The sequence below is a fragment of the Spiroplasma kunkelii CR2-3x genome (genome assembly GCF_001274875.1).
Classification (GTDB): Bacteria; Bacillota_I; Bacilli_A; order Mycoplasmatales; family Mycoplasmataceae; genus Spiroplasma; species Spiroplasma kunkelii.
The window spans coordinates 877,530-900,828 of record NZ_CP010899.1 but is presented as its reverse complement, the minus strand read 5'-3'; the positions used below and the strand labels follow the sequence as shown (position 1 = coordinate 900,828).

At 23.5% G+C, this 23,299-nt stretch carries 30 protein-coding genes; 13 read left to right on the top strand and 17 right to left on the bottom strand.

Going from position 1 to position 23,299, the window contains the following annotated elements; translation table 4 throughout:
• Positions 1 to 6: 6 nt before the first annotated feature.
• Together SKUN_RS04925 and SKUN_RS08450 are read right to left on the bottom strand one after the other, a co-directional pair.
• Positions 7 to 2,796 (bottom strand): type I restriction endonuclease subunit R, encoded by a 2,790-nt coding sequence (locus SKUN_RS04925; protein WP_053391098.1) that lies wholly within the window; start codon positions 2,794 to 2,796, stop codon positions 7 to 9.
• A 743-nt stretch (positions 2,797 to 3,539) separates the two neighbouring features.
• Positions 3,540 to 3,767 (bottom strand): TraM recognition domain-containing protein, encoded by a 228-nt coding sequence (locus SKUN_RS08450; RefSeq protein WP_268794894.1) that lies wholly within the window; start codon positions 3,765 to 3,767, stop codon positions 3,540 to 3,542.
• A 15-nt stretch (positions 3,768 to 3,782) separates the two neighbouring features.
• Between SKUN_RS08450 and SKUN_RS04920 the strand changes: the two genes are divergently transcribed.
• The 9 genes from SKUN_RS04920 to treC all read left to right on the top strand — a co-directional run bounded on the left by SKUN_RS04920 (position 3,783) and on the right by treC (position 11,475).
• Positions 3,783 to 4,022, top strand: coding sequence for a hypothetical protein (locus SKUN_RS04920; RefSeq protein ID WP_235510961.1), 240 nt, complete (start codon positions 3,783 to 3,785; stop codon positions 4,020 to 4,022).
• 332 nt (positions 4,023 to 4,354) lie between these two features.
• Positions 4,355 to 4,570, top strand: coding sequence for a hypothetical protein (locus tag SKUN_RS10715; protein ID WP_235510960.1), 216 nt, complete (start codon positions 4,355 to 4,357; stop codon positions 4,568 to 4,570).
• 162 nt (positions 4,571 to 4,732) lie between these two features.
• Positions 4,733 to 5,443 (top strand): hypothetical protein, encoded by a 711-nt coding sequence (locus SKUN_RS04910; RefSeq protein WP_053391097.1) that lies wholly within the window; start codon positions 4,733 to 4,735, stop codon positions 5,441 to 5,443.
• Positions 5,444 to 5,459: 16 nt separating this feature from the next.
• Positions 5,460 to 6,242, top strand: a complete 783-nt coding sequence (locus SKUN_RS04905) for a TrmH family RNA methyltransferase (protein WP_053391578.1) — start codon at positions 5,460 to 5,462, stop codon at positions 6,240 to 6,242.
• A complete protein-coding gene (gene yihA, locus SKUN_RS04900) occupies positions 6,242 to 6,841 on the top strand; it encodes a ribosome biogenesis GTP-binding protein YihA/YsxC (RefSeq protein WP_053391096.1) in 600 nt (199 codons plus the stop codon). The genes SKUN_RS04905 and yihA overlap by 1 nt, the downstream gene beginning before the upstream one ends.
• 75 nt (positions 6,842 to 6,916) lie before the next feature.
• On the top strand, positions 6,917 to 7,180 hold the full coding sequence (locus SKUN_RS04895; protein WP_053391095.1) for a TIGR04570 family membrane protein: 264 nt from the start codon (positions 6,917 to 6,919) through the stop codon (positions 7,178 to 7,180).
• Complete coding sequence (locus SKUN_RS04890; RefSeq protein WP_053391094.1) at positions 7,170 to 8,159, top strand: LacI family DNA-binding transcriptional regulator; 990 nt, start codon at positions 7,170 to 7,172, stop codon at positions 8,157 to 8,159. Before SKUN_RS04895 ends, SKUN_RS04890 begins: the two co-directional genes overlap by 11 nt.
• Positions 8,160 to 8,227: 68 nt before the next feature.
• A complete protein-coding gene (locus SKUN_RS04885) occupies positions 8,228 to 9,796 on the top strand; it encodes a PTS transporter subunit EIIC (protein WP_053391093.1) in 1,569 nt (522 codons plus the stop codon).
• Between the two features lie 29 nt (positions 9,797 to 9,825).
• Positions 9,826 to 11,475, top strand: a complete 1,650-nt coding sequence (gene treC / locus SKUN_RS04880; protein ID WP_053391092.1) for an alpha,alpha-phosphotrehalase — start codon at positions 9,826 to 9,828, stop codon at positions 11,473 to 11,475.
• Between the two features lie 172 nt (positions 11,476 to 11,647).
• On the opposite strand, the gene SKUN_RS10710 is transcribed toward treC, so the two are convergent.
• Complete coding sequence (locus SKUN_RS10710) at positions 11,648 to 11,893, bottom strand: DUF3137 domain-containing protein (RefSeq protein WP_235510959.1); 246 nt, start codon at positions 11,891 to 11,893, stop codon at positions 11,648 to 11,650.
• A 47-nt stretch (positions 11,894 to 11,940) separates the two neighbouring features.
• Positions 11,941 to 12,129: a hypothetical protein gene (locus SKUN_RS04870; protein ID WP_053391091.1), complete on the bottom strand. Its 189-nt coding sequence runs from the start codon at positions 12,127 to 12,129 to the stop codon at positions 11,941 to 11,943.
• A gap of 441 nt (positions 12,130 to 12,570) precedes the next feature.
• Here SKUN_RS04870 and SKUN_RS04865 point away from each other — a divergent pair, with 441 nt between their 5' ends.
• Positions 12,571 to 13,152: a hypothetical protein gene (locus tag SKUN_RS04865; RefSeq protein WP_053391090.1), complete on the top strand. Its 582-nt coding sequence runs from the start codon at positions 12,571 to 12,573 to the stop codon at positions 13,150 to 13,152.
• Positions 13,153 to 13,284: 132 nt separating this feature from the next.
• Here the strand turns inward: SKUN_RS04865 and SKUN_RS04860 are convergent, their stop codons facing one another.
• A complete protein-coding gene (locus tag SKUN_RS04860) occupies positions 13,285 to 13,482 on the bottom strand; it encodes a hypothetical protein (RefSeq protein WP_053391089.1) in 198 nt (65 codons plus the stop codon).
• A gap of 193 nt (positions 13,483 to 13,675) precedes the next feature.
• On the opposite strand from SKUN_RS04860, the gene SKUN_RS04855 reads away from it, so the two are divergent.
• Positions 13,676 to 13,909: a hypothetical protein gene (locus SKUN_RS04855; protein WP_053391088.1), complete on the top strand. Its 234-nt coding sequence runs from the start codon at positions 13,676 to 13,678 to the stop codon at positions 13,907 to 13,909.
• 113 nt (positions 13,910 to 14,022) lie between these two features.
• Here the strand turns inward: SKUN_RS04855 and SKUN_RS04850 are convergent, their stop codons facing one another.
• The 12 genes from SKUN_RS04850 to SKUN_RS10700 all read right to left on the bottom strand — a co-directional run bounded on the left by SKUN_RS04850 (position 14,023) and on the right by SKUN_RS10700 (position 19,937).
• On the bottom strand, positions 14,023 to 14,214 hold the full coding sequence (locus SKUN_RS04850; RefSeq protein WP_053391087.1) for a hypothetical protein: 192 nt from the start codon (positions 14,212 to 14,214) through the stop codon (positions 14,023 to 14,025).
• 9 nt (positions 14,215 to 14,223) lie between these two features.
• Positions 14,224 to 14,382, bottom strand: coding sequence for a hypothetical protein (locus tag SKUN_RS09350; RefSeq protein ID WP_158500788.1), 159 nt, complete (start codon positions 14,380 to 14,382; stop codon positions 14,224 to 14,226).
• 12 nt (positions 14,383 to 14,394) lie between these two features.
• Positions 14,395 to 15,168, bottom strand: coding sequence for a DNA-methyltransferase (locus SKUN_RS09345; protein ID WP_053391086.1), 774 nt, complete (start codon positions 15,166 to 15,168; stop codon positions 14,395 to 14,397).
• Positions 15,158 to 15,415: a hypothetical protein gene (locus SKUN_RS04840; RefSeq protein WP_144416768.1), complete on the bottom strand. Its 258-nt coding sequence runs from the start codon at positions 15,413 to 15,415 to the stop codon at positions 15,158 to 15,160. The genes SKUN_RS09345 and SKUN_RS04840 overlap by 11 nt, the downstream gene beginning before the upstream one ends.
• 187 nt (positions 15,416 to 15,602) lie before the next feature.
• Positions 15,603 to 15,893: a hypothetical protein gene (locus SKUN_RS04835; RefSeq protein WP_053391084.1), complete on the bottom strand. Its 291-nt coding sequence runs from the start codon at positions 15,891 to 15,893 to the stop codon at positions 15,603 to 15,605.
• Positions 15,894 to 16,453: 560 nt separating this feature from the next.
• Positions 16,454 to 16,789 carry a hypothetical protein gene (locus SKUN_RS04830; RefSeq protein WP_053391083.1) on the bottom strand — a complete coding sequence of 112 codons (336 nt, stop codon included), beginning with the start codon at positions 16,787 to 16,789 and terminating at the stop codon, positions 16,454 to 16,456.
• Between the two features lie 58 nt (positions 16,790 to 16,847).
• Positions 16,848 to 17,054 carry a hypothetical protein gene (locus tag SKUN_RS04825; protein ID WP_053391082.1) on the bottom strand — a complete coding sequence of 69 codons (207 nt, stop codon included), beginning with the start codon at positions 17,052 to 17,054 and terminating at the stop codon, positions 16,848 to 16,850.
• Between the two features lie 217 nt (positions 17,055 to 17,271).
• Positions 17,272 to 17,448, bottom strand: coding sequence for a hypothetical protein (locus SKUN_RS09340; protein WP_158500787.1), 177 nt, complete (start codon positions 17,446 to 17,448; stop codon positions 17,272 to 17,274).
• A complete protein-coding gene (locus SKUN_RS04820) occupies positions 17,448 to 17,873 on the bottom strand; it encodes a pentapeptide repeat-containing protein (protein WP_053391081.1) in 426 nt (141 codons plus the stop codon). The genes SKUN_RS09340 and SKUN_RS04820 overlap by 1 nt, the downstream gene beginning before the upstream one ends.
• Before the next feature lie 584 nt (positions 17,874 to 18,457).
• On the bottom strand, positions 18,458 to 18,610 hold the full coding sequence (locus SKUN_RS09335; RefSeq protein ID WP_158500786.1) for a hypothetical protein: 153 nt from the start codon (positions 18,608 to 18,610) through the stop codon (positions 18,458 to 18,460).
• A gap of 861 nt (positions 18,611 to 19,471) precedes the next feature.
• Positions 19,472 to 19,657, bottom strand: coding sequence for a hypothetical protein (locus SKUN_RS10705; protein WP_235510958.1), 186 nt, complete (start codon positions 19,655 to 19,657; stop codon positions 19,472 to 19,474).
• Positions 19,658 to 19,733: 76 nt separating this feature from the next.
• Positions 19,734 to 19,937, bottom strand: a complete 204-nt coding sequence (locus SKUN_RS10700) for a hypothetical protein (RefSeq protein ID WP_235510957.1) — start codon at positions 19,935 to 19,937, stop codon at positions 19,734 to 19,736.
• Positions 19,938 to 20,121: 184 nt separating this feature from the next.
• Between SKUN_RS10700 and SKUN_RS04805 the strand changes: the two genes are divergently transcribed.
• Both SKUN_RS04805 and SKUN_RS04800 read left to right on the top strand, forming a co-directional pair.
• Entirely contained in the window at positions 20,122 to 21,975 is a 1,854-nt protein-coding gene (locus SKUN_RS04805; protein ID WP_053391079.1) for a prolipoprotein diacylglyceryl transferase, read from the top strand.
• A gap of 45 nt (positions 21,976 to 22,020) precedes the next feature.
• Positions 22,021 to 22,545 (top strand): ferritin, encoded by a 525-nt coding sequence (locus SKUN_RS04800; RefSeq protein ID WP_053391078.1) that lies wholly within the window; start codon positions 22,021 to 22,023, stop codon positions 22,543 to 22,545.
• The last annotated feature ends 754 nt before the right edge of the window (positions 22,546 to 23,299 follow it).

Below are 23,299 nucleotides of genomic sequence, written 5' to 3'. Positions count from 1 at the left end.
TTTTTCCTAACTTTCAAACTCATTAATTAAATTAATTATATTTAATTCTAATTCTTTTTTTACTTCATTTTTTGCTTTTATTTTAGAGATATTTTTATTAATAGCTATTTTTTCAGTATATTGTTGATTAATTTTTTCTCTAATTAAGTTAGAAGGCAATTGATTAGTAAAACGATATTCACTAATAATTTCATTAATATCTAATTTATCTATATTATATTTTTTACTAATTTTAATTATTTGTTGTTCATATTTTTTATCACAAAATTGTTCATATAATACTTCTAAATCTGCAGTATTTTTAAGAGTAGGAATAACTCTTTCAATAAATGAATTTATTAATTCTGATTTATATTTTAATACTGGATCAGTTGATTCTAATAATCCTTTTTTTATTTCTTTAATTTGTTTTTCTTTTCTTTTAATATTGTTTAAATCTATTTTTTTTAATAATTCTAAAATATAATGAACATTAATTTTATTACTATAAATTAATTCTAGTTCAAAATCAACATCTGCTAATACAGATAATTTTTCTTTTTTAATTTTTTCATCATTAAATGATAAAAAACGAGATTTAAATTCATTATATTCATTTTCACTAAAATTATATTTACTTTGATTAATATCAAATTCAATAAATGTTTCTAATTTTAATAATATTTTTACTATTTCTTTAAATAAAAAAATAAATTCTTTAATTTTAACTTCGTCACCATCATTTCCTACATCATAAGCACAACTATAATCTTTTTTTAATTTATTCACTAAATTAATAAATTCTAGTTCATAATAATCAAATGGTTTCATTAATATTTGATCAGTAGTTATACTATTAGAAAACAATAAAATTGCTTCATCAACAGTTTTTTTAGTAGTTTGATAACAAACAATATTACCAAATGGTTTAGTAATATTTATAATTCTGTTTGTTCGTGAAAATGCTTGGATTAATTTATGATATTTTAATAATTTATCTAAATATAATGCACTAGTTATGGGTGAATCAAAACCTGTTAAAAACATATCAACAACAATTAATAAATCAATTTCTTTGTTTTTAACTTTCTTTTGTAAATCAATAAAATAATCATTAAATCTGCTGATATTAAAATTAGTATCAAAGTTTATATTATAATCTTTAATTATTTTTTCTAATTCTATTTTAAAAGAAAAATCTTTATTATTTAAATCTTCATTTGCTTCAAATGTAAAAATTGAAGCAATTTTTAAATTATGTTTTAATTTTTTAAGTGTTTTATAATATTTAATTGCCATATTAATATTTTTAACAGCAAATATAGCATTATATTTCTTTCCGTATGTTTTTTTTGAAAATGTTTCAATTATATTTTTTGAAATAGAGTTAATTCTGGAATCAATTATTAATAATTCATCATTATTAATATCTTCAATCAATTCATCATTAGTGTCTTTTTTATTTTTAATTGATTCCATATAGTCAACATTAAAACCTAAAACATTACCATCTGCTATTGCATTATTAAGTAAATATTTATGGATACATTTATGAAATATATCAGCTGTTGTTCTTCCATCTTCTGATTTATTTTGTTCAAATCGTGGTGTGCCAGTAAATCCAAAATATTGTGCATGTTCGAAAATTTTTTTAATACTAACATACATTTTTCCAAATTGACTTCTATGACATTCATCAATAATAAAAATCACTTTCTTATTCTTAAATTTAGCCATTATTGATTTATATTTTTCATTTTTACAAGCATTAGCCATTTTTTGAATTGTAGTTAATATTATTTTTTTAGTGGAATCTTGAATATTTTTAATTAAATTATAAGTACTTCTAGTATAATCAACACTATCTTTTTCAAATTTATTGAACTCTTCAATGGTTTGAAAATCCAAATCTTTTCTATCAACTAAAAAAAATATTTTTTCTTTTTCTGGCATATATTTTAAAATTTGACTTAATTTAAAAGAAGTTAAAGTTTTTCCAGATCCAGCTGTATGTCAAATATAAGCATTATTATTAGTTTCACTTGCTATTTTAATAAGTTTTTCAACTGCATAAATTTGATAAGGTCTCATTATCATTAATATTTTTTTACTTTCATTAATAATCATATATCTTGCAATCATTTTGCTAACATGACATTTATTTAAAAAATTTTTGGTAAAATCAAATAAATTAGTTATTCTATTATTTAATTCATCAGTTCAATAAAAAGAATTTTCAAATAAAATATTACCATCATTATTTGAAAAATATTTAGTATCTATAAGATTAGAAATTATAAAAAACTGAATAAATTTTAATAATCCTTTATGAGATTCTTTTTTATATCTATTAATTTGATTAAAAGCTTCTTTAAAATTTATTCTTGGTTTTTTTAACTCAATTTGTATTAAAGGTAAACCATTAATTAAAATTATTATATCATATCTATTTTGAAAAATACTTTTTATTTTTAATTGATTAGTAAATTGAAAAATATTATCACATCATTTATCTTTATTAAATAATTCTAAATCCACTTTTTCAAAATCATCACGCTCAATTGTAATTTTCTGTCTTAATATTTTTGCAGAATTGAAAATACTTTTACCAGTAATTTTAAATAATAATTTTTCAAATTCTTTATAAGTTAATGGTTTATTATTTAATTCATTTTTATTATGATTAAAAATTTGATTTCTAAAATTAGTTTTAATATCTTCTTCATTATTTAATTTTATATATTCATAACCTTCAATTTTTAATTTACTAATAAGCTTTTTTTCTAATTCTGATTCACTAATATATTTATTTTCCATCTTTAACTCTTTCTAGTAATTTTGATTATAAATACTTAATTATTTTCATTATATAATAAAAAACCAAATTTTTATTAAAGTAATAATATTTTAATTTTATTATATTAAAATTGTTGGAAAAAGATAGATTTACTAGTTATTTGTTAAATAATTTTATTGCTTTTTCTCATTTAAGTATATTTTCCCCTAGGTATGGTTTAGTTAATCACTTGCGACTACTCTTCTGCCTCATGTAGTACTAATTTAATTAGTTGATTAACCTTACAGATATCCTCCCACTTCGTTTATTTTTTAGTGTTTCAGCTTGACCACTTTGTGAAATCTTACTATTTATAAAAAATAATTATTTCTTTTAAGAATAATTATTGGTTTTCTTGTTTTTTTGTTTAATTCTATTTAAAGGTTTTTGATTTTTTGTAAAAGTAATTTTATCATTGTTTTATTTTGAATAGATTTATAATTTGTATTTTCATACTCTCTTAATTGCATTTTTAAATTATTAATATTTGTCTTAATTTCTGTTGTTGTTAAATTGACAAATTCATTAATTTCATTTTTTTTATTTCTTTTTTGTTATTTTTAATATCATAAAAATATTTTTTATTAAAATTTATATAATTAATTTCTTTTAATTGAAATATGTTTGTTTTTTATACTAACTTTAAATATTTTCATAGTTTTAAAGTTATTTTCATTGGGTTATAGCGTGCTATTTTAACAATTCCTTACCCTTGTTTTAAATTTTATAACTCACTAGTTAACATTAAGGGATGACTTTTTAAATTTTTTGAAATACTAATATTGCTTTTATTTTCATTAATACTAATTTGTTCAATTGTTTTTTTTCCAAATAATTCACTATAATATTTTATTGTTTCTAAATCGTTGGTATGTAAAAAAATATGCATACCACAGTTATTTAAAATAATTTTTGCTATTTTATCACCATAATTTAATTTTAATTGGTTAATATCTTGTAAAATAAATTGAAAAAATATGTTTCTGCTGCGAGAAATACTAACTCATTTGATTTAAATATTTATGATCTTTTTTTTGGATTTAGTTTTGATAAGATTAATGTTAAAACAGAAACAATTGGTCATTTTATTGTTGAGTTATGTAACGAATGTAATCAAATGAATGATGTTACTAATTCATATATTAAAGTATTACAAAATAATGTTGCATGTATTTATTGCAAGAAATTACTTTGCCAACATAACTAATACTTATTACTTGATAATAATAATTTTTGCTCACGAGAATGTTTACGCAAATATCTGAATAAAACAATTAAAGAAGGAGAGTAAGTTATGAAAACTAAAGTTTTGAATAACAATAAGTTTTGAATAACAATAAATGATTAGCTAAAATAGCTGAATCAGTAGTAAAAATTCAAACACTAACAAATATCCCATATGTTGATTGTCATACATGTAATTATGAAAATCAATAGTCAAATTTACTTTTTGCTAATTCATCATATGAAATATTATCATTTTTAATTAAAACAACTTGTGGTCATGATATTACCAAAGGACTTAATTTTTTACGCATTGTGAATGACCATGGTGATAATTTTGAATTATTAGTAGAAGCAATTACTGAATGTTGAGTTCATAAAGAAAAAACTTGTAGTCATCACTTAAATGAATCAAAAGCATTTGTTTGCTATCAATGTGATAAACTTAAACCCAAAATAATGCGCATTGATAATGTTAATGTTTGTTCATTAAAATTTTTAAAAGATTATTTAAATGCTCAAGTAAAATAAATTTTATAATTAAAAAAGGAAATTAATTTCCTTTTTTAATTATTATGAAATTATGATTATAATGGATTATTTGTTAATTTCAAATTATTACTTTACTTAACAAAATATCCAAGATAAAATTATAATTAGTAGTTAATTTTAACTAAAAATGAGGTTGAGGAAATGCCATCGTATTATACAGAACATATTTTAAAATTAAAACAGCCAAAATTAAAGGCACCATTAACTGATGTGGAAATTAATGCTATTGTAACAGCTTTTAAGCATTTAGTTTGTAAAATTAAAAAAGATGCTGTTGTTATTAAGCATCAAAAATTTGGATATGAACTTTTTCGTAGTAAAGCAGACGACAAATATTGAGCATATGCTGTTACATTTACTGAACCTCTTAATTTATTAAAACCAATTTATAAACATCATTGAATTGGTAATGCTTTTATTGGTTATGGGTATGATACATTAGAAGAAACAATTAATCAAACTTTTAAAATGATGGAACAAGGACCAACTGCACAAACAAATTTTCGTGATTATTTAACTAGTTGAGATGAAGAAAAAGACCGCATTTTCTTAGGTTGAGAAGAAAAAGAATGGTCTTTTGAAAAATATCAAAAATTTCAGCGTTGATATGAAAAAAACAAGGTTAAAATTATGGCAAAACAAATTGGAGTTAAGGATGCCGAAGATTATAATAAAGAAATTAATGATAAAAATAATAGGTCTGGATTAGCGGTTTTATTAGGGAAAATGCAAGATACACCAAAACGTCCCAGAGCAATGGCTGTTGTAATGCGCGAAACAGCAAAGACAAAAGAAAAATGAGATGACCCAAAAACCAAAAAATACCTTGTTGGTTTTATGTATGTCAATTAAGAAAGCATTCCATCTTATGAATTATCGAGAAATTAATTCAACGCAAAATGAACATATTAAATTATTGGCAAAATTAAAAGAAAAAAAATACCGAAAAGAATTTAATTTAGCCTTAATTGAAGGATGAAACATTATTGATGAAGCATTACAACAAAATATTGTTGTTGAAATTTTAACAACAAAAGTAAATCAACCAAAATTAAAGAATTTTAATAATATTTTATTAACAATAGTTCCGGAATTAATTTTAACTAAGTTGAGTCAAAGCAAAAATAGTCAAAATATTATCGGTGTTATTTATTTAACGAAGGTTAAGGAACAAAATAATTTTCAATTTAATCAAAATATTCTTTTATTAGAAAACATTCAAGATCCAGGTAATGTCGGAACATTAATCAGAACTGGCCTTGGTTTTGGTTTTACAAATATTATTTTGTATAATCAAACTGTTGATCTTTTTAATGATAAAGTCTTACGTGCTAGTCAAGGTGCGATTTTTAAAGTTGCAATTAAAGAGATTGGTTTAAATGAAATTAAAAACTTCCAATTAAACCAATATAAAATTATTACGACAGGTTTAAATCAAAAAAGTGTTTATTTACAAGATTGTCAGTTTAAGCAAAATGATCGGTATATTTTAGCACTGGGTAATGAGGGGCATGGCCTTTCCACCACATTGCAAGAAATTAGTGATTATAATGTCCAAATTAAAATTAATTCACAACTTGAGTCATTAAATGTTGCTCAGGCAGGAACAATTTTAATGTATGAAATTAATCGTCAGATGGAGGAAAAATAATGTTTAAGTTTAAAAATGCAAGTTATGTTACATCAGCGGTTAATAAAGCATGTTGAATTAATGATGATTTATTAGAAATTGCTTTTTTAGGGAAAAGTAATGTTGGTAAATCAAGTTTTTTAAATATGTTGACAAATCAGCGTCAATTAGCAAAAGTTTCTCAAATTCCTGGGAAAACCCGTATGTTAAATTTTTTTATAATTAATAATAATCAATTTCGAATTGTTGATGCACCCGGATATGGATTTGCAAAAGTTGGTAACCAATATAAGATGGATTTTGCAAAAATGATGGAAGAATATTTAACTCAACGCCAAAATTTAAAATTTGTCTGTTTGTTAGTAGATTTACGTCATCCACCAACTCAAGATGATTATGAAATGTATCAATATTTAAAACATTTTAACATTTTGACCGTTTTAATTGGAACAAAACTTGATAAGGTCAAAAAAAATGATATTCAAAAGCATGAAAATATTATTAAAGCTAAATTAAATTTTGCTGATAGTGATTATTTTATTAAAACATCAAGTCGAAATAAAATTGCCCGTGATGAATGTTGAGCATTATTTGCAAAATTATTAAATTTTAATGAATAGTTAAAATATTTTAAATTAATTAAAACTATTTTTATTAAATTAGCATATAATTATGACAAATAAGGAGTGGTTAACATGAATAGTTTTTCATTGACAAAAGAAAAAGGTCTTTGACAAAAAATTTTTAAGAAAATCCCATGGTTTTATCATTTAATTTTTCTTATGACTGGAATTATAGTTGGACTGTTATTTCAATTTTTATATATTAAACGATGAGATTTTCCTTATTTTTTTATTTTTATTATTGCAATAATAATGTTTTATTGTGTACTATTTTTATTATTTAGTCCCATTATTAAGCAAAATTGGTTTTTTAAAAAAGGTTTTAATGAAAACTAAAAAAATTTCAATTAAAACAATTGCTGCTGAATGTGGCGTTGGTGTTGGGACAGTATCACGTTATTTTAATGGCGGTTATGTTAGTAAAGAAAAGCGTCTTTTAATTCAAAAAGTTGTGGAAAAATATAATTTTCAACCTGATTTTGCTGCGCATTCAATTAAAAAGAAAATGTTAGAAGTATATATTTTAATTCCTGATTTAACAAGTAGTAATACATTTATTGTTAAATCAATTTTAAAACAAATTAATGATGATTTTGCTAAAGTAGTTTCTTTTGTTGTTGAAACAACTTATGATGAAGATCGTTATTTATTAAATTTACAAAAAATTGTTCGCCGTAAACCAGCTGCTTTAATTTTATTTACGATTAGTAATGACCAAAATATCCGCCTCTTTTTACAGAGAATTAATGTTCCAATTATTGTATATGGTCGTCAATGAGGGGATACTGTTTTTATTAATAATGATAATGAAATGATGTATGCTTTGCTCCAAGAAATGGCACTGAATCATGAATTTGACAAGCAAAAAGAAATTCTTTATATTGGTGAGAATCCGGTAACAAATTTACCAACTGGATTTGCACGATATGATACTGTTGTTGATTGATTTAAACGTCGTAATTATCAATTTCAATCGTACTTTTTTTTTGAGAATCAAGAACGAATAATTTGAGAATTAGTTAAAACAATTGATTTAAATAATAAAATTATTATTGTAGGGACACATACCTGCTATAAAGTTGTTATTTCCTTTTTAATGAAAAATAATATTACTAATAGTTTACTAACAGATATTTGTAATAGTAATGACTTTTTTCTGCCAATTTTGCCAAAACATTATTATATTGCCATTAACTATGGTGAATTAGCAACAAAAATAATTCTCAAGTTAAAGCAAATTTTAGATGAAAATAATATGACAAAAAATAAAACAATTGAATGTTTAAGTTATGAGATTAAAAATTTTTTAAAATAATTTTATATTTTAAAAAATGTGTATTATAATCATGATATGGAAATGATTCCATACAGGAGATAAAAATTATGACAAAAAAAACATATAGTACTGAAATAGCAGTGTTAATTCCATTATTGGGAGGAATTGACAATATTATTTCATATACTCATTGTGTTTCCCGGATTAGATTAGTTTTAAAAGACAATACAAAAGCGAATTCAAAGGAAATAGAAGGATTATATAATGTTAAAGGAACGGTTCAACCAATTGGGCAATATCATATTGTAATTGGACCTGATGTCAATAATTATTTTGCTGAATTTAAAAAATACTTAACTTCTAAAACAGAAAAATTAGGAGAAAATATAACAAATGAATCAACAGTAAAAAAAGGAAAATGATATCAACGATTATTACAACATTTTTCAGAAATCTTTATTCCCATAGTCCCAGCCTTAATAGCAGGGGGATTAATTTTGGGATTTCGTAACATTTTAGAAGCAAATTGAAATGGGGAAGGAACTTCATTGGTAAGTATTTCAGGATTTGCTAAAGGGTTAGATGATTTTTTGTGAATTCCAGCCCAAGCTGTCTTTTGATATATTCCAGTTACAATTTGTTGATCAATATTTGCCAAAATAGAAGGCTCGCCAGTTCTTGGGATTATTATTGGTTTAACATTGTTATTACCACCGTTAGTTGATATTTTTGAAATTGCTAAAGGTGCTAATAATTCATTATGAATTTTTGATGTGGCACCAACATTTGACTTTGGAGCATGAAGTTTTCCTTGAAAAATTCAATATACAGGGCAAGTAATTCCAACAATTGGAGTAGCATTTTTTGGGGTTTATTTAGAAAAAGGATTAAATCGAATTGTTCCCGCTGTTCTAAAACAAATTTTTGTGCCATTATTAACAATTTTATTATCTTTTACAGTTGGATTATGTTTAATTGGTCCAATTGGCTATATCATTGGAAGTGCAATTTCAGTTGGATTAAGTTGAGTGTTAGTTAATCCGATTGCAAAATATTTCTTTGGACCAATTTTAGGATTATTATATGCGCCAATCGTAATTACTGGTGTTCATACGATGCTTAATGCAGTAATGATTCAAGATACAGTTCAAATTGGGGGAACATTTATTTTTCCAATTTTATGTATGTCAAATATTGCCCAAGGAAGTGCCACTTTAATGTTTACTATTAATAACCGAAAGGACCCAAAAATGAAAGAAATTGGAATTTCTGCCATAACGTCGGCTTGATTGGGAATAACTGAGCCAGCGTTATATGGAATTAATTTACGCTTTCTGTATCCATTATTAGCAGCAATTGTTGGTTCAGCAAGTGGTGCAATGTTATTAACCGTTGCAGGCGTAACTTCAAATGGAATTGGAAATGGGGCATGATTAGGAATTTTATCAATTCAATCATTTAGTCAAATCCAAGGTGTTGAAACATTTAATGGTACGGGGTATATGTGATTTATTCTTAGTGCATTACTAACAATGAGCGTAACAATGGCCTTAACATGATTTTTAGAAAAACTTCCACGTTTTACAAAAATACGAGATGAAATATTACAAGTTAAGGGGACAAATTTAATTAGTTTTAAAAAACAACCAAAAGTTGTTGAAAATATTAATAAATAAATCTTTGAAACTATAAAGGAAGATTATCAATGAATAAAATAAATTTTCAAGAAGCGATTGTGTATGAAATTCACCCACAATCGTTTTATGACAGCAATCATGATGGTGTTGGTGATTTGCAAGGAATTATTCAAAAATTAGATTATTTAGCAATGCTAGGAGTTAATTATTTATGATTAAATCCAATTTATGTGTCACCACAAAAAGATAATGGTTATGATGTTTCAGATTACAAAAATATTAATCCGCTTTTTGGAACAATGGATGATTTTGAAATGTTAGTTACAGAAGCAAAAAAACGGAACATTTTTATTATGATGGATATGATTTTTAATCATTGTTCAACAGAACATGAATGATTTCAAAAAGCACAGACAGGAAATCCAGATTATTTGCAACGATTCTTCTTTCTTCCTGGTGACAAATCAAATTTTCCAAATAATTGGCAAAGTAAGTTTGGTGGTTCAGTATGAGAATATCATGATAAATTAAAAATGTTTTATTTACATTTATTTGATAAAACACAAGCTGATTTAAATTGAACGAATGAAAGTCTACGCCAAGATATTTATCAAATTGTTAACTATTGATTACAAAAAGGAGTTCGAGGTTTACGATTTGATGTTATTAATTTAATTGGCAAACCAAATACTTTTGAAAATGATTTAACTGGTGATGGTCGGAAATATTATACTGACACACCACAAGTTCATACATATTTACAAGAAATGACTCAAAATACTTATTTGAAAACAAATGATATTATTACTGTTGGTGAGTTATCATCAACATCAATAAAACAAGCAATTTTATATACAAAGCCAGTGGTCCAAGAATTAAATATGGCTTTTACTTTCCATCATTTAAAAATTGATTATTTAAATAATGAAAAATGAAAATTAGCTCCCTATGAGCCTGCTAAACTAGTAGCAAAAATTAAGGAATGACAGAGCTCGGTGCAAGCAGAAGGTGGTTGGTTAGCTAATTTTTTAAATAATCATGATCAACCACGCGCATTATCACGTTTTGGTGATCCGGAAAATTATTGTTTTGAATCAGCTACAGCTTTAGCGGCTGTTGTCTTGTTACTACGAGGAACACCATATCTTTATCAAGGAGAAGAATTTGGCATGGGAAATAATAATTATACCAAGATTGAACAGTTAAAAGATGTTGAATCAATTAATTATTATCACATTCTTCAAAATGAAGGAGAACAACCAGATGCTATTTTAAAAGTATTAAGTGCACGTTCACGCGATAATGCTCGTACTCCAATGCAATGAAATAATCAGCAATTTGCTGGGTTTAGTACACATAAACCATGAATTGATGTTAATATGAATTATTTAAAAATTAATTGAGAAAAAGATTATTATAGTCCACAATCAATTTTTAAAGCTTATCAAATGTTAATTCAACTTCGCAAAAATAATCTTGCCTTTAGTTATGGCGAGATTGAATTTGTTGAAATTAATCCAGTAATATTAAGCTTTTATCGTTATTATAAAAAAAACAAATTTTTAGTATTAATTAATTTATCTGCGCAAACAATTCCAATGCCAGATAATTTATTGCCTAAAAAAACGATGTATAACAATTACTCAATTTTTGATAAAAAAATTAATCCTTATCAAGTTCTTGTGTTTGATTATTTAATGTTAAAACCATTTAAATAATCAAAACCTTTTTAAATAAAATAAATCTAGTTTAATTTTAGCAATTAAATCATCAATAAAATTTTGGATATTTCTATTTCTTGCAATTATTGGTTTTAAAATTTTGTTTTGAAAAGTATTTATCTAATAAAAGAGTAAATTTATCGTTAACAAATGACATTGATAAAACTTCTTAATATTTGTTACTATTATCGATTAAATTAGCCATTGCTTTTGGGGTTAAAATTTTACATAATTTTATAAAGTATGTTGTATTAGTATCAAAAAGATTAGGAAATTCTGTTCCTTCTAATTCAATTTCTTTATTATTTAAAATAAATTTTTTAAATTTACTTTGGTGTGGCACAATATTGGTTTCAATTTCAAGGTTTTTTGGTAAAGTATCTGCAAAGAAAAAGTAATTTTCAGAATGCTTCATTTCAATTCATAATAATAAATAAAAAAGAGATAATTAAATCTCTTTTTTTATCCTTCGTTAACTTTTATACTACCATAATTATCAATAACTAAATTAGGTTCTTTTGTTTTTAAATTTCAACGATAAACTGCTTTAAAATATTTTTTATAATTATAATAATTCTGACGTGTTCATATTCAATTAGTAAAAGAAAAATCATGAGCATTATCTTTAATACTTAAATATGTTTTTTTCATTTGATTTTAAAAAAATTGAATTACCAAAAATGTCGGTATCCAAAATTAAAGGAATAGAATAATTATATTTAAACTTAATAATTCTTCATGTTATATTTTCATCGCCACGCCATACTACATAAAAATAATGATTATGATTATCAATAATATTAAATGATTCTTCTTGTGGTGCTATTAATTCTAAATTATCTTTAATTTCTTGGTTATAAGTATCTATTTTATTTATTTTTTTAAGTTTTAATAATTTTTCGTAAGTATATTCAACATCTTTACTTTAACAACCAACTAAACTAGATGTACTTGTATCTATTAATATAATTGCACCAAATAAATTTAATCATTTTTCCATCTTTTTATTTCTACACTAATTATATAATAAAAAAGTGCTTACTGATAGAAAGTAGTAGTGATGGTATTACCAGTTATACATATCCTACTAATATGAGAATAGAATTTTCACCTGATATTATTAGTTTATTAGAAAAAGCAAATTTTTATAAGTCTCAAACATTAACTAAAATAAATCCAGATAATTATGGTTTTACAAATCAATATAATAATTGATTTGGGAAATCTGATACTAATCATAAAAATAGACCAATTATGTTAAGTGAAGCAGATGCTAAATATGTATGAAAAAAAAGTATGCTTACATCTAATAATTTATCAATTATTCCATGATCTAGTACTGAAAAAAGTGGAATATGACAAATTGAAATATCACAACAATTATTAGAGAATTTTATTAATAATTATATAAAAAATATTTCCATTAAACTTGATAATAAAAGTATTGTATATAATTCTAATAATGAATTATCTGTTCCATTTGATAATGACACAATTTTGAGTAAAGATTGGGAATTAAAAATTACAATCGAGATTGCTCAAAAAATAATTGAGAGAATAGGTAATAAAATTAGATGAGAACCAGTTCCAATACCATCATTTACAACTGATAGTGCTAAGTATATTGATATTCCTGAATTTTCAGAAAAATACCGTTATCAAGTATGATTATAACCAACTAATCGTAAAGGTGCTGAATGTATGTTATGACTTGCTTGAACCCCCTTATTTTATAGGAACAAAAGAAAATAAAATTGCATCAAAACATCAAGCAACTTGTTTTATTGATGATATGGATAAAACCCCTTATAGTATTGCTTTATATAATTCATTATATCGCATAATATATGCTTTTTTAATATGAAATGGATATTTATCATATTTTAAAAACTTGCGATTTTTTCAAGATTTAAAACTTTGACTTGGGTTTCTTTGTTCAAAACCTAATCTTTGTCAATAAGTACCATTTTCATTTTTAATAATAATGTTTTCTTTATCTATCATATTTACACCTCTTGTCGTAAAATACGAACACTATTAATGAGTATATTAGAACCATCTGAACCATTAGTTAAATAAACCCCGACCTAATGTTTTATCAATTTTATATCATACTCCATTTTTAAGTTTATATGGATTATTTTTTACTAGCTTACATTTTAATTGAATTCAAAGTTTAGAACCAGTTAAAGAATTTATGTTTGGTCAACATGAAATAACTGATGGTGGATTTTTTGGATATGCTGGGATTGTTATATCTTATCCAATATTACATGGTACTGCTTGATTAACAACTAAAATACCTAAAATACCAGCAATTAAATTACCTATTGGTAAATGTTTAGAAAAAGTTTATAAAATTCCAAGTTATATCTTATATTTAATATTATTTGGTTGATTAATATTTCGTAAGTATTTAAAAAAAACATAATGTTAATATTTGTCATAATTGTAAACAAACAATAGAACAAGTAGCAAGTTGAAATCAATATTGTCTTAAAAAAAGATGAAATAAATAACATTTAAAAAAATAACCCTAGTTGGTTATTTTTTATTTTTTAACATTAATTCTAAATTATCATCTTTACAAATAACTAAATTCTTTTCACCATATGTTTTAATAAAATATTCTCAATCTCAAGTTGAATTAATATCTACATCTTTAACATCAATACCAGTTATATATTCACCAAATAAGTTTTTACATGGACTATTACCTTTTTTGTACGATAACATAAAATAAATTTATTCATTTTTATTATTTCCTTTATTGTGTTTTATATAAAAATTAATAAGATGTTCTATTCGTTGTGAGCTGGTATATAATTCAGGTAATTCATTTCAAACTTTTTCTTGTTTTTCATTTAAGTAAACATTAATATTACGAATTAATTTTCTTTTCATAAATAATCTCCTTTAAAAAAATAATGTAGTTTGAATGCTATTTAATCTTTGTTTTGCTAATTTATAATATTTTTTATTAATTTCTATACCAATTCAATGCCGACTTAATTGTTCACAAGCAATAGCAGTTGTTCCACTTCCTAAAAAACAATCTAATATAGTATCGCCAACTTTACTATGTTTATTAATTTGTAATTTAATTAAATTAATATCTTTAACAGTAGGATGTTTAATTGTTCATAAAAATTGATTATTACTATTTGTTATTTGATAAACAGTCTGCATATCTTGATTTCAAACATTACTATAAGAAATCGGTTTATTATAAATATATAAACATAATTCTTTATCTTTACGATATGTATTATTACTAGGTGCATCATTTGTTTTTTGATAAATTATTAATTCAAATTTTAAATTATAATTTTCAATTTCAATTAAATATTCTTTTAATTGTTGTTTTGATAAATAAATTATAAAATTTGGTTTTTTAATAATTCGCATTCATTCTTTAAAATATGATGGTATATCAAAACTATCAATAAATTCACCTTGTAAAAATTCAAGTTCTCTTTTCCGAATTTGATATTGAATATTAGAACAATTAGGATCTTGCATTTTTTTTAAAATTATATTCAATATGCTTTTTTTATTTTCTAATTTTTTAGCAATATCGGGGTAAAGGTATGGTGGATCAGTTAATATTAAATCAATACTTTTATCAGGTATTATTTTTAATATTTTTAAACTATCACCTAAATATAATTTACCTAAATTAGTTTTCATAATTAGCAATAATAATAGCATCACGAAGATGATTACTTATTTTTTCATTATTATAAAATCAACCTTTACGATATTCATAAGTTAATAAATTATCTTTTTCATAAACTGCTGTTATTTGTTGATACTTACTTAAATTTTCCATATTTTTAACAACTGACTTAGTATGTTTTGGTGATACTCAATTAAAATCATTATTTACCTTATAGACTCCAAGCAATCGTAATAAATCATCTCATCTGATGGACAAAATGGAGAAAAATCATCTTTATTTGGTTGATAATAATACTTATCAAAATACTTATAAACATAATCATCAATATATTCGTAATGCTACCTTCATTTTTTATTAAAAAATTCTTGTTTTTCAATTATTTTATTTTCTTCATATACAACAATAGCAGTAGTACCAGTTCCTGATGGGTCAATACCTACTTTTATCAAGTTGCTCAATCCTCATCATTATTATTAATTACTGGTGTTACATTTGAGATATCATCTTCTTTAACTACATTATCTGCTATTTCTGGATAAGATGGGGTAAAATTTATATTATTTGATAATGGCTCATCGCTAATTTGCCTCTTATTTTTGGCGACATTAATATCTTTAAATGAAATATATTCAAAATTACGATCTTCTTTAATTTCTTTTTCATCTAAATCAATATCAGAAATATCAATTCCCATTTCCAATGCTAATTTACGATATAATTTTGCTTCAACCATTTCTTTTGGTCATTTATTTCAAGGTGAATATTCACTATTACCACTTGGACTACTATTTTTTAATCGTTCAATATCTGCTTTTCTTAATAAAATACCTTGATAATTACCATTTTTATCTTTTGCAAAAGCATAAGCACCAATTATTTCATTAAAATCACTAGTATTTGCATTAAAATTAATTTCATGTATTTTAGGACATGAATTTAAACTATCTCATTCAAATTTCTCACCTTTAAAATAATTGCTTTTCGTGGACTATATCCTGCTTCTTCAATTATTCTACAATAAACTTTACTATCAATAAAAATAGTTAATTTATTTTTAAACGAAATAATATTAAAATCTTTACCAAAAATTAATCCTTTATTACTTAATTTAATAATACCTAATGCTGTTATTTTGCATTATAAGAATTATTAACTAATTGCATATAATTTTGTCCATTTTTCATTTTTAATTCTTCAAGTGCTAAAATATTTTCTTTTACATATTTATCATTAACTTTTAATTCATATTTAATAATTGCACTTTTAATATATTATTATAATTCATTTGCCATTTTATTTAACTCCTTTAATTTTTATATTTATTCCTTTAATACCAACTATTTTATTATCTGTATTTGTATCTCATTGTGCTTTAATTTCATTTTTAACACTTTTTTCATTAACAATTAAATAATTTTTAATTAAATTAATAAGGTCTAACTTATCTGCTTTTTCTAAAAAATCATAATAAATCCCTAATACTTCAATATCTTTTATTAATAATTTTTCTTTAATTAAATTAATACTAAATTTTTTTAATTGTATTGGTTCTAATAATTTATCAATTTGTTTAATTTGTTCCATTACACGAACTTGTTCATCTTGAATTTGCTCTATATCAAGACCCATATCTGGTGTTAAACTATTTGCTTTTTCAAGTAATTCTTGTTTTTTTAATTCTTGTTCTTTAAATAATTAATTTTGTTTTTTTAATGCATACTTGATTAATATTATTTTTAATTTCAATTTTATGATTTTCAATATATTTTTCAAAATTAATAATATTAGTATGAATCCGATTTAAATCATCTTTAAATACTTTAATTAATTCTAATGGTTCACGAAAAAAAATATATATTTTACTTACAAGATTAGTAATATCTTTTAAATACACATCTTTATAACCATTAGTATTATAATAATTACGATGACGATAAATAAATTCTGCTAATTATTACCCATTTTCATCCATTCATTTTTTAATATTTAATGCTTTTAAACTTAATTCTTTAAAATCATTACCTTTAATAACAAAAGGAAAAGAAACATTTTGAACTATATTATTCATTATTTAATTTATTCTCCTTATTAGGTAATTGTTTTTGTTTTAATTAAGCAAGCTCTTTTTTAAGTGCTTCATTTTCTTCTTGTAATTTATCAATATCCTTTTGTATATGTTCATGACAACCACCGTTTTGTATTCAATGCTTTAAGGATAAAATTTCTTGTTCAAGTGCTTCATTTTCTTCTTGTAATTTATCAAATTTAATTGATTCTGTTTTTGTCATTATTCATCCTCCTCAATAGTTAATTGTTCTAATTGTTTTTTTGTGATTTTAATACCACATAAATAAGCACCTTTTAAATTAGCACCATATAAATTAGCACCAGTTAAATAAGCACCATATAAATTAGCACCAGTTAAATAAGCACCTTGTAAATTAGCACCTTTTAAATTAGCACCTTCTAAATTAGCACCAGTTAAATAAGCACCATATAAATTAGCACCAGTTAAATAAGCACCATATAAATTAGCACCAGTTAAATAAGCACCTTCTAAATTAGCATCTCATAAATTAGCACCTTGTAAATTAGCACCTTCTAAATTAGCACCTTCTAAATCTAATCTTTCACTTTCTAAATATTGATTTAATTTTTCTTTTTCAACAGTAACTCCTGTTAAATCTTTAATCATATCTTTTAATGTTTTCATATTATAATTCCTCCAAATTCTTTTCTTCAATTAATGTCTCAATATAGTCATAAGCACTCTCTTCTGAATGACATTCTTCTAATGCTTCATTAAATAATTCTTCTTCAGTGTAAATATTTCCATTTTCATCTTTATATATATTATTTATTCTCCTTTAATTTTTTGATTGCTTTTTCAGTTCTAGTAATTTTGTTTATTCCATATATTAAAAAAGACAATGTAAATAAGGGTGAAATAGATGAAATAATATTAATTATTAATAATATTAATATTAGTGTACCCATATTATTTGTTCTCCTTTAATATAAGTTTTAATAATATTTAATTCTTTTTTTCATCTTTAACACGTTGGTTATGGTTTTTTAAACTTTTTTCAATTCTGCTTTTACAAAATTCTAAACTTTCATTTATTGATGCAGTGTCATCTTTTTTATCTATTGTGATTAAAAATTCCTGTTTTTTATTAAAAATAAAAATACTATTTTCATAACCGCCAAATTCAAATCAGTATTAATCATCTAATTTATTAATAATTTCTTTTTGAAATTCTGATAATTGTAAATTTCTAATTTCTTTCATATTATTTATCTCCGTCATTCAATAGTTTCTAAATCAATAATAGTTGTTAAGCATCCGTTTTTATTACTACTCTCAGCACTAATCTTTGCTTCTGCTAATGTATAAAATGGTGATTCTGCACTTACAAATCCTTCTAAATGTAAATATTTTATTAGCACTAAGTATATATATTTTTCTTGTTTCATTTTTTAATTCCTCCGAATATTCTTTTATAGTTATGCCGCTATGTCTATGTTCAGTAATGCCACAATAACTATTAAATTTAAATGTCATTTCAAAATGACCATGTATTTTAATTTTTTTAAAAGTTTCTAATGGTTTATGTTTAATTTCATAATCACTAGGAAAGTATATTCTTCTACATTGATTAAAATGTTTATAACTTGCCATTTTTCCCTCTAATTCTTTCTAGTATTTAATGCTCAATGTTAATCAGTAATTTCATCTTGTGTAAGAATATATTTATTTTGTTTATCACATGTAAAACAATATCCTCAATATCTTTTTTTAAAACAAAGTTTCTTTTTCATAGTTACCCTCATTAATTAACTAAAAATGACTACAACTTTGTAGTTGTTTTTTCTTTGTTGTGCCAGAGAATTATCTCTCTTCATCCGCACCATTTCAGGTTAAAGCGTTCAGTTTTTAAAATAAATCTACTTGCACCTTGAAGAGCCTAATGCTATACGCAAATTTATTTATAAAGTCACTATCTCTATTTTTATTGTCGTTTGATATTAACCTTGGACTTATCACGACTATCACTTGTTAAAGTGTCTATTATTTCCAGACTGTTTACTGTTGGGTTAGACCACCAAAATATTTATTAAATTGCTGGATTGTTTTCAAATAAAAAAACAACCCTTTAACAAGAGTTGTTTTTTGGAGCTTCATCGTACAGGATGCAAACAGTAATAATACCTAATGAAAAGATATTATTTTTTATTGTACCATTGATAACTTTATTATCAATTTTTTCTTCTAAGCTACTAACACTAATTAAACTTTGTTGTAATAAATTATTTTTTGGGATTTTTACTAAAACTAGTGAAATTGGGTTCTGTGATAATCTTAAAATTATTACTTATTTCATCTAAAATAACTTTATTTTTTCAAATATCAGAAATTGCAATTCGGTAATATTCATTATAATCTAATCGATTAAGAAAAAGACTAATACTAATAGTACCGGCTTTAATCAACATATAAACAATAATTGTTACTACTAACAGCGGTAAAGGTAAGTATATTAAATAAAATGTAAGTGCAGGGTCATTATTATTACCAATTATTACCAATAAAAGTAAGAATAATACCAATAAATAAAGCAGTAGTAAAAATTAAGATTAATGAATTGAAAATAATATCAACAATGATTGATTTACGTCAAAAACTAGTAATTTTTCGATAATGATTTTGTATATGTTCTTGGTGAAGTGCTTTAATTTTATTAACTGCTGTTTCTGATAACGCAGTGCTAGTCATTTGTTATTTCACATCGCTTTCTAAAAAAAAGTAATATTGTTTTAGGTAAAATATAATTTTAAAAAAAAGTAAGATTACAATTAAGTTCTAAAAATAAATAGACTTTTTTATTTGAACTTGGTATATAATAATTATGCATTGTTTTATAATTTAGAAAATAAAAACACTTAAGGAGTGAAAAAAAATGAACAGTTTATTATTAACAAGCGTACCACCAAATGCAGAATGAATTAAGCCAATTAATACACCACATAATATTTTGGCAACATATGGCGGATGAATTCATATGTATGCTGTTTTTATTACAATAGGAATGATTTGTTCGGTTTTAGCTTGTTTTATTCGACTAAAATTAAAAAAGGTTCCGATTGAACCATTAATTTGATCAATTTTTGCTATTATTCCATTTTCATTATTTGGAGCAAGTTTTTTTGGTAAATATGATGTTAAAAATCCAATTTTATTTTTTACATTATTTGCTTTCTGAGAACCAGGAATGAGTATTCATGGTGGTGTTTTGTTCGGAACAATTATTGGCTTAATTGTTTTTGGGATTGTTGGTCGAAAAGCAAAAGTTTCACTTTGAGTTTATACGGATTGTATTATTCCAAACATTTTATTAGGACAAGTATTAGGTCGTTGAGGTAATTTTTTTAATCATGAATTATTAGGAAGTGTTACTTCATATGATTCATTACGTTGATTACCAGTTTTTATTCGGGATAACTTATGGCAGTGAGATGGTTTATCACCAGAAACAAATAACATTGGTGAAATTGTCTTTCGCCAACCGATCTTTTTATATGAATCATTCTTTAATTTTTTAGCATGATTATTTATTACTTTTTTTATTCCTGTTGCTGGACAATTATTTAGTAAAAAACCATGGAAAAAAGACCCTAAAGAATATCCTTTTGATTTAAAATATAATTTTATTCATTTTTTTAATCGAAAATATCTTAAACCTGATAAAATGACTTGAAAAGAAGTTTGGGATAAAGCATATTTTAACTATGTACCAAACCAAAAGCAATTAGATGAAATGGCTAAAAAAAGTGGGCAAATAGATAGTTCAAAAAAACAAACTGGTTTTACCAATAGAATTAAAAAATGATGACATAATGATAGTGCTGCATTAACAAAATTAAATAATCCGGGGCGTTATGCAATCACACGTAGCGGCGTGCAAACTGGTTTTTATTTCTTTTTATGAAATTTGATTCGTTTTATTTTAGAAACACAACGTGATGACACAAGTTTATTTATTAAAAATAATCGTACGCTAGATTATACGGTCTTAATTTTAATTGCCATTATTGGTTTAGGATTAGCAATTTATGCGCAATGAGGAGCGTCGAAAAAATTCCGCAAAAATGGGTTTATGTATGAAAAAGAATATGTTGATTTTCATAGTTTGCAAACATGAAAATTTGAAAAATATTTAAATAATAGTATCATTATTGGTGAAAATAATTATGTTAATAAATTACCAGTAGTAATTAAGAAAAAAGTTATGGAATTCTTAGGATATCAAGGTGAACCTTTTGAAAAATATTTTGAATTAAAATATGTTAAAACAAATGAACAAGAAGCAAGCAAGCACGAAGTTATTAATTATAGTTTTAAAATAGTTGCTTTGCCAGAAACAAATAATAAATTTATTGATGAATTAGTTGTTAATCAAACTTTTAAATTTAATTTAAGTAAAATTTTACAACAAACAACATTAATCTTATCAAAACCTGATGATAATAATTATTTTACATTAACGAAAAAACAATTGGGACTATTATTAAATGCTATTATTCATACTCCTGAAAAAGCAAATGAAATTAAAACGAGATGGTATCAATTTTATCCTAATATTAATGAACAAAAAACAACAATTTTTGATCTTGATTTGAATGATTTAATTGCTTTTGATGAATTAAAAATTAATCCAAAAGCAAAAAAAATTGAAATATTAAAATTCCAATTTAAAGAAAATCAATTTTATTACTTTAATAAAAAAATTGCTTTTAAATTAAAATGAGAATAATTAACTTTTAAGAGTGTACAATAAGAATAGAAAGAGAGAAAAAATATGTTAACAAACGATATTGAAAAAGATTTAGAACATTATATTCATGAACACATCAAAATGCAATTTTTTTGCTATAATTTAAGTTCAGCCGCTGATAAGTTAGAGTTTCCTGGTTTTAGCCATTATTTCCAAGTTCAAGCACAAGATGAAGTTTTACATCAACGTCGAATTATGAATTTTGTTTTAGACCGCGATGGACATTATAAAATTAAAAATATTGCTGAAGAATATAAAGATATTAAAAATATTATTGAATTAATGGAAACCTATCAAACAAAGCGAGCATATTTTGCTGAATTAACAAATAAATTAGCACAGCATGCGAATGCAGTTGGTGATTTAGTTACTTATAAATTTTATGATTGATTTATTATTGACTTTTATGAAGAATTATCTGAAGTAAAAGATATTATTGAATGAATTAAAATGTCAAATAATAGTTATTATAAAATTGATCGAAAAATGGGAAAAAAAGAAGAACCAGATACTTTAATAGTTATTGACCCTTTTAGTCCCCATGCATAAAAAAATGTTTTTTTTTAAAAAGAAAAAACATTTTTTCATTTGTAAATTGTAATTGCAAATGCAACAAAAAATATTAAATAAGTAATAATATATATTTAATATTTATGTATAATAAAATTACTAAATTCAAATGAAAAGGGTTAGGTTATTAATCATTTAATATCAAACAACCGTAGTATGGCTTCTAAAGAATAATAAATAAAAAAAAGAAAGGACACAAATAGAATGAAAAAAATTTAAGTTTATTAACTGTTACAAGTTTTGTTACTATGATGCCAAAACTTGTTGCCATAAGTTCTTATGAAAAAGAAGATAAATTATCAACAAGTAATTTTTAAAATGAATTTTTTCAAGATTTTCAAGCAATTATTGAAAATTTTGAAAGTAATAGCACATGTAATAGCACATCAATTTACGCATGCCTTTGAAACATATTTTTCGTTTAAAAAGTGATTCTGAAATTTTTTAAAAGATGGAATAAGTTTAAGCAAGTTTTTTTAAATAAAGAGATGTATTATAATATTTTACCAAGTGATTATTTAATTACATATTTAGTAAAAGCAAAGGGTAAATAAGATGAATCTTGAGAAAATAAAAAAGAGCTTGCTTATTCAATTATCAATTCCAAGTATGCTTGATACAATTATGATTATGTAAAAGAACCTAATGTTATTAGTTGATTAGTAAATTTTTTATTATCAACACAAGAAGAAAAGCAAAAATATAATTGAAAAATATTAAATGATTTTTTTTC